This window comes from Bacteroidota bacterium, from assembly GCA_038746285.1.
Classification (GTDB): Bacteria; Bacteroidota; Rhodothermia; order Rhodothermales; family JANQRZ01; genus JANQRZ01.
On the sequence record JBCDKT010000049.1, the window covers coordinates 22789 to 29542 of the forward strand.

Genomic DNA, 6754 nt, shown 5'->3' on the forward strand with positions numbered 1-6754 from the left:
CGGCGCGCAGTCAGTTGATTTCCACGAGCCGGATGTTATCGAGGAGCACTTCGCCCGCCTCATCCATGTAGATGATGAGCTGCTTGACGTTGCTCCAGTCGGCGCGGCCCTGCGGTTCGGGGAGGTTGCCGACGGTCGCCGGGGCGGCCGCGAGTTGGGTGCCGCCGCCTCGCAGGTGGGTGAGCGGGATGGTCACCGTCTGCCACGCCATCGTGAACTGGCCCGAGGCGGTGTAGCTGCCGTCGAGCGTAGCCCCGGAGAACTGCCGCCCGTAGTCCTCGAACCCGAAGCGCAGCGGCAGCGTGCGCGCCGCGCCCTCCGGCACGCGGACGTCGAACTGGACCGCCGTCTGCTCGACCACGTCCGTCATGTCGATGGGGTACCACTGGTCCCAACTCACGCCCATCGAGCCCTGGTAGCACTCGTCGGGGCCGAGGTCCCAACGCAGGTGCAGCGCCGTCGATCCTTCGGACGCGCTGGCGGTGGTGGTCTCGACCGTCTGGCAGCGGTCGGAGACGAGGCCCCAGCCGTTGTCGTTGATGAAGGCGTCGCCGAAGAGCTGGATCGGGAGCGCCGTCGGGTCGGGGCGCGGGGCCTCGACCAGCCACGGCTCCTGCTCTTCCTCCTCGTAGAATGCGAGCCGCACATCGTCGATGTAGATGCTACCGGAGCCCTGAAGCTCAAACATGAGCTGCTTGACATTCGTCAGGTCGAGGTTCTCGACCTCCAGGTCGAAGCTGGCCAGCGGAACGACGATCTTCTGCCAGTCCTCGTCGATGACGGGGCGCTCGAAGTAGCGGTTGCCGGTGTAGGAGAAGCCCATCCCGCCGGCGTAGTCCTCGAACGTGAGCACAATCGGCAGGCCGTACATCGTCCCCTCCTTCGTCCGCACCTGCATCTCGATGGCCGCGTAGGGCAGCAGTTCCGAGAGGTCCTTGCCGGCCCATCCGTCCCAGCCGATTCCGAAGCCGGCCCACTCGCACCCTTCGACGTTGCGGTCCCACGAGAGCGCGACGGCACGCTGCCCGGCGTAGACCACGTCCGAGGTCACCTCGCCTTGCGTGCAGCGCACGTCATCCTGGAACCAGACGGTGTCGTCGGTCTGGTCGGAGAAAATGACTGGCTCGGCGGCGAGCGCGAGGGTGCGGGGCCGCTCGGGCACCGGTGCTTGCTCCACGCCCGAGTAGAGGGCGGCGGGCAGGAACTGCACACACCCGGACGCCAGCATCGCCCCTGCTAGAAAGAGGACGCTGAAGACGAGTCGAGAAGAGAGGCGCTGGCTCATAGGACTGATCGGTAGTGCTACAGCCGGAGGGGGCCGCCCGAAGTGAACGTGACGTAGTCCACGCCGAAATCGACGGGCTCGCGCGGATCGGGCTGCGTGTTGTTGTCGGAGATCAGCACGAGGCGCACCGCGACGATCTGCTGCGTCTGCGCTTCGGTCAGCCCGAACTCCGAGACGGACAGCGAGAACTGCGACCATCCCGGCTCCTCCAGCCGGATGTCACCCGAGCCGAAGATGGCGTCTGTGCCGTCCTCGAACGTGCCGTTGCCGTTGGCGTCCACTACAACGTCGAGAATGGCGATCGTGTTCGAGCTGCCGAAGTTGTAGAGGAACGCATTGAAGAAGAGGTTCTCCGGCACGTTCGTCGGGACGGTGAAGTAGCCGTCGTCGCTCGGCGAGGTGATCTCGGCGAGGCCGACGAAGAAGTTGTCGACCACGGTGTCGGTGCCGCGCAGGAGGTAGAATGTCTCGCCTTCGGCGGCGGGCACCTCCATGCTCGGCCCGGAGGCGGCGTCGAGCTCGAACTCGAAGTTTCGGAGCGTCGTGACGGCCTCCTCGTCGTCCTCGAAGCCGGTGACCACCTCGCCTGGGTAGAGGCGCGGGGTCAGCACGCTGATCGTCACGCGCGTGGTGTCGGACTCTTCGTCGGGGATGATGAGGGCCGCCTCGGCCGCCTCTTCGCGGAAGAGCGGGAGCTGCGTCGTGCCGCCGATCCAGCGGGCGTTCTCCTCGGTCAGTTCGCTGGAGAACCCTTCGATCCGCCTGACGGCACCGCTCTCCTGGCCGGTGATCTCAACGATCCAGTTGACGGGCTTGTTGAAGCGGGCGGCGAAGCTCACGCTCTCGCCTGCGGCGAAGTCTACCATGTCCTGGCTGGCGCTGAGCGGCTCCTGGAGGTCGAACTCGCCGAAGCGGACGATCAGGCTCGGGCCGGCAGACTCGGTGGCGTGGTCGCAGCCGAGGAGCGCTGCGCTCAGAAGGAGGGCGAGCGCGCAGCCGCGGGTCAGCCGGTTCGGGCGGTGGGTCGTGTCGGAATCGTGCGTCGGTCGCATGGGCTAGAACGTCATCGTGTAGAGAGCGAAGACCTGCCCGAGTGTGTACTCGTCGTCGGGGTTCGGGTCGCTGCTGTAGCTGAAGCGCTGGACCTGCACCGTGAGCGAGATGTCGTCCCGGAACCGGTAGCGGAGCCCGGCTCCGATGAGCGATTCCTGGTCGTCGGTCACGAAGGGCTCGAAGAAGTCGCGGATGTCGTTGAAGTTCTCGATCTGCGGCACGTAGTCGCGGCCGCTCGACGTGCGGAGCTTGGCCCCGAGGAGCACGTCGAGCCGGTCGTAGACCTCGGCCGAGACGCCAGCCTCGAACAGGATGGACGCGAGGTCCACCTCTTCGGCCGGCTCGCCGCCGCGGCTCGTGTTCTCCACTTGGGTCCCGAGTGTGAGGCCGAGCATCCGGTCCCACCCGATGAACTCGTTGACCTCGACCGTCGCCTCGCCGCGCAGCAGGACGAAGTTCTTGAGCTCGTCCGTACCCTCGCCTCGGATCTCGGTCAGCAGCGCCAGGTCGAGGGCGGCGTCCACCGGGACGCCGTCGGGCGCGTAGGCCGCGCCGAGCCGGGCACCGCGCCGGTTGGGCGTGGCCCGCCCGAAGGGGAGCACGTTCCCGTAGCGCGGGTCGTAGGCCATCAGCTGGTCCGCGATGCGGAACGTGTAGAGCGCCGGGTCCCGTGACAGGTCGAAGAGCGAGACGGGCCGGAGGTCGGCGTCCGAGCCGATGCGGTTGAAGGTGCTCTTGGTCCGTGTGTAGTCGATCCGCTTGCTCTGGGCCGACGCGCTGTAGAACTCCGGCCCGACGTTGACGAACATCGCCGAGAGGCCGAGGTCGGCTGCCTTGACCGTCCCCGCGAGGCCGACCTCGATGAAGGTGTCGGTGTCCTCGAACAGGATCTCGTCGATGGGCGCCGTTTCCTCCTCGGTCTCGCTGTCCTCCGTGTTCTCCCTGAGCCGCACGAGCGACCAGCCGCTCTCGCCGACGAGGTGGAGGTCGAAGGCATCCTGGTCGAGGATTCGCACGTCGGTGTCGAGCGAGATGACGGCGTTGCGGATGCCGGTGTTGGCGTCGCCCGACTTGAGGTCGTCCCAGGTGTAGGAGACGTTGAGGCCGCCCTTTGCGAGGGTGCCGTACGGCCCGAAGGGCCCGAGGGTGAGCGCGCCGCGCCCGCCGCCGATGAACCGGGTGGGCACGTCGGTGAAGTTGGTCGAGCGGAGCCGGGCCAGGAAGATCTGGAAGTCGGCTGCGTCCAGCCCCCGGTCGAAGCTCAGGCCGAAGTCCAGCTTGGCCCCCTGGAGACGGCGCGTGTTGCGTCCGGTGTAGAACTCGTCGTAGTAGACGGCCTCGCGCTGCGGCCGGAACAGCTCGGGCTCGTTCACCACCCCGTCGGCGTCCGGCAGGAAGAGGGTGTAGGGCGAGAGGGCCGCGTCCATGTCGCCGAGGCGGTAGCGCAGCACGTCGGCGATGACGCCGCGCGCCCACAGTTCGCGCACGTCGAGCGTCGCGCCCGCGCCGAAGAAGCCGCCGAACTCGTTCCGCAGCCGGATGATGCCCTGGACCTCGGTGACGCTGTTGGGGCGGGCGTTCACGGCGAGGTCGAGCACGAACTCGCCGTCGGCGATGTCCTGGACCGTGAGGGTGTCCGTGTCGAGGACCGTCCCGCCGATCTCCGTCTGCTGGATGGTGCTCCGGCCGTAGCCGTTGAACTGGAGGCCGGGGCCTGCCTCCTCGTTGCTCGGCGCTCCCTGGGCCAGCACGCCGGGTGCCAGCGGCAGCGTCAGGGCTGCGGCAAGCAGGCAGGATTGGAGGAGTGGGCGCATGCGGGTGGCGTTTAGCGTCTGGCTTTAGAAAAAGACCTTGAGCTCGAGGGTGAGTTCGCGGCCGCTGTAGTTGTCGGCGACGAAGCTGCGGTCCTGGAAGTCCATCCAGCGGTGGCGGAGGTAGAGCCCGGCGTTGCTGGCGACCGTCCAGTCGAAGCCGAGGCCGAGGCCGACCCCGCGCTGGTCGCGCGGCTCGCCCGTCACCGCGTCCACGTCGGTGAACTGCCCGCCGTTGACTTTCTCCAGCCCGAGGTAGCCGGCCAGGAGGAAGCGCTCCCAGAGCTCGAGGTACAGGTCGAACTCGTGGTACTGGACGAAGAGGTAGGTGTCGTCGTCAGTGGGGAGGGCGCGCGCCACGCGGTTGGCCGAGCCGAAGCTCCCGAGGTAGAAGAAGTAGATGTCGCGCCCGCCGAGCGTCTCGCCCCGGAACTTAGCCTGGATGTCGACGGCGTGGTAGTACTTGCGGTTGGTCGGGATGCCGGTAACCTGGTCGACGTCGGTCGTCTGGACGCGCTCGGCGACGCCGCGGAAGTAGGAAAACTGCCGGTTGAACGGGCCGAAGGTCGTCGCGCAGACGGCGTTCTCCGGGAACGGGTTGTAGATGCGCGAGAGGGCGAGTCCGTTGATCCGGTGGTTGTAGGTCAGCTCCGAGGTCGTCGGGGCGAGTTCGTGGGCGAGGCCCCAGCCGACGGCCAGCTTGGCCGGTCCGGCGTCCCACCCGGTGTTGACGTTCACGCCCCGGCGGTTGTGGGCGAGCTGGTTGACCTGGGTGATGAGCCCCCCGACTGACCCGCCCCCGGCCGCCACCGAGCAGCGCGGATCGACGCTGATCTCGGGGTTGCTGTTGGTCGAGATCTCGCCGTTCTCGTTGAAGAAGTTGCGCCCGACCTGGTAGAGCTGCACGTCGAGCGGGAATACGGTGAGCTCGCCCGGCGTCAGAGCACGGACCATGAGCGCCTCGCCCCAATTGGAGGTGAAGTCTGGGCTGTCGAACCGGCTCGCGCCGAGCTCGCCGGACACGTTGACGCCGGCCACGTTCGCGTCGAACGTCGCGGTGTGGACCTGGTAGTCGCGGCGGGCGGCGGTCGGGCTGTCGAGCGTGCGGTAGCTGTAGAGTGTGTTGACGGCCACCATGTTGTCGCCGAACGCTTTCTGCAGGCGGCCGCCCGTGATGAAGCTCGGCAGGACGCGCGCCTCGCCCTCAAACCCGTTGAAGGTCGGCACGTCGCCGGCCTCGCCTTCGCCCGCGACGGTCTCGCTCGACTCGGTGAGGGCTCCCGGCAGGCCGCCGTTGGGCTGCGTCTTGCCCCAGAAGGCGTCGAATCCGAAGCCGCCGGGGAGGCGCCGCCCGTCGAGGATGAACCCCTGGAACGCTTGGAAATTCCAGCGCTGGTCGCCCGGGTTGGCCCGGCCGGTGGCGAAGTAGTTGGCGTACTTGCCGGTCCCGTCGACCCCCTCCCACGGTGTCCGGTCGAAGATCGAGAAGCGGTCGAGGACCTGGTAGACGCCGATCGTGAACGGGCTGAGGTTGTACCAGTGGATGCCGCCGGCGCGGACGCCGAAGTTGCCGGCCTCCGTGCGGAAGTTGCCGTAGAAGTTGAGCCCGAGGTTGAGCGAGAGTGTGTTCGTCTCGAAGTCTTCGGTGCCGTCGTAGGGGGCAAAGATGAACAGCTCCGTCCCGAAGCTCGCCTTGCCGCTCGGCCGGCCGAGGACGTTGACCGACAGCATCGGCTCGCGGTAGCCGTCGCCGACGCTGTAGGCCCGGGCGAACGGGTCGAGGCCGGGGTACGGGTTCGTGATGTTGCGACTGTAGACAAACAGCCGGTAGTACCCGAAGGCCGTCAGGCCGAGCGGCAGCCGGCGAAGCGCCTCCGTGGTGTCGGCCGAAGGGTAATCACGGTAGACCGAGTCGGCGACGACGCCGTCGTTCGAGGCGACGAGGTCCGTGCCCGGCGCGCCCGCGTCGTCCCGGTCGGCGACCTGCGCCGACGCGGGCTGCACCACGCTGAAGGCCACGGCGGCGAAGAGGGCGAGCCGTGCGGCGTGGCCGAGCCGGAGGCCGGCCGCAGCGCGCAGGCTGCGGCCGGCCCCGAGCGGGTCAATCCGTGCGATCCGAGGCATAGGACCAGTCTCCGGTAAGGGCTACTTCGTGAGGACTACGCGGCGCGTTTCGGAAAACGTCTCGCCAGTGGCCCGGTAGAGGTACATCCCGCTGCCCCAGGCCCGGCCGTCGATACCGAACGTGTGCGCGGTCTGCGCACCGAGCAGGCCATCGTGGAGAAGCGCCACGCGGCGGCCCAGCACGTCGAAGACCTCGACGCGGACCGACTCGGCCTGGTCGAGCGTGAGGGCGAACTGCGTGCGCGAGGCGAACGGGTTCGGGTAGGCGCTGCTCAGCGCAACGCCGCCGGGCGTGGTGCCGGGTTCGTTCGCCACCGTGACTTCGTTGCTGAAGCCCAGTTCGTCGATGAGGAAGGTGAACTCCGGCCCCTGCAGCCCGCCGTAGGCGAAGACCACCTGCAGCAGGTTCGCGTAGTCGAACCCGTCGTCCGCACCCGGCGTGTTCGCGTTCTCGTCCGTGAACGACGCCACCGGAATCTGC

Annotated in this window: 5 protein-coding genes; all 5 read right to left on the reverse strand. The window is 68.0% G+C overall.

What is annotated here, in order from left to right; all coding sequences use genetic code 11:
* Window positions 1-10: 10 nt before the first annotated feature.
* On the reverse strand, window positions 11-1285 hold the full coding sequence (locus AAGI91_14055) for a glycan-binding surface protein (protein ID MEM1043736.1): 1275 nt from the start codon (window positions 1283-1285) through the stop codon (window positions 11-13).
* Between the two features lie 17 nt (window positions 1286-1302).
* Window positions 1303-2337 (reverse strand): hypothetical protein, encoded by a 1035-nt coding sequence (locus AAGI91_14060; protein MEM1043737.1) that lies wholly within the window; start codon window positions 2335-2337, stop codon window positions 1303-1305.
* A 3-nt stretch (window positions 2338-2340) separates the two neighbouring features.
* On the reverse strand, window positions 2341-4152 hold the full coding sequence (locus AAGI91_14065; GenBank protein MEM1043738.1) for a hypothetical protein: 1812 nt from the start codon (window positions 4150-4152) through the stop codon (window positions 2341-2343).
* Between the two features lie 24 nt (window positions 4153-4176).
* Complete coding sequence (locus AAGI91_14070) at window positions 4177-6273, reverse strand: hypothetical protein (GenBank protein MEM1043739.1); 2097 nt, start codon at window positions 6271-6273, stop codon at window positions 4177-4179.
* Between the two features lie 21 nt (window positions 6274-6294).
* Window positions 6295-6754, reverse strand: a 460-nt coding sequence (locus AAGI91_14075) for a T9SS type A sorting domain-containing protein (protein ID MEM1043740.1), incomplete at its 5' end; no start/stop codon positions are given.

What these genes read in the sequence shown, in the direction of transcription:
- AAGI91_14055 (MEM1043736.1), bottom strand. Translation starts at nt 1,285, where the DNA reads ATGAGCCAGCGCCTCTCTTCTCGACTCGTCTTCAGCGTCCTCTTTCTA.
- AAGI91_14060 (MEM1043737.1), bottom strand. Translation starts at nt 2,337, where the DNA reads ATGCGACCGACGCACGATTCCGACACGACCCACCGCCCGAACCGGCTG.
- AAGI91_14065 (MEM1043738.1), bottom strand. Translation starts at nt 4,152, where the DNA reads ATGCGCCCACTCCTCCAATCCTGCCTGCTTGCCGCAGCCCTGACGCTG.
- AAGI91_14070 (MEM1043739.1), bottom strand. Translation starts at nt 6,273, where the DNA reads ATGCCTCGGATCGCACGGATTGACCCGCTCGGGGCCGGCCGCAGCCTG.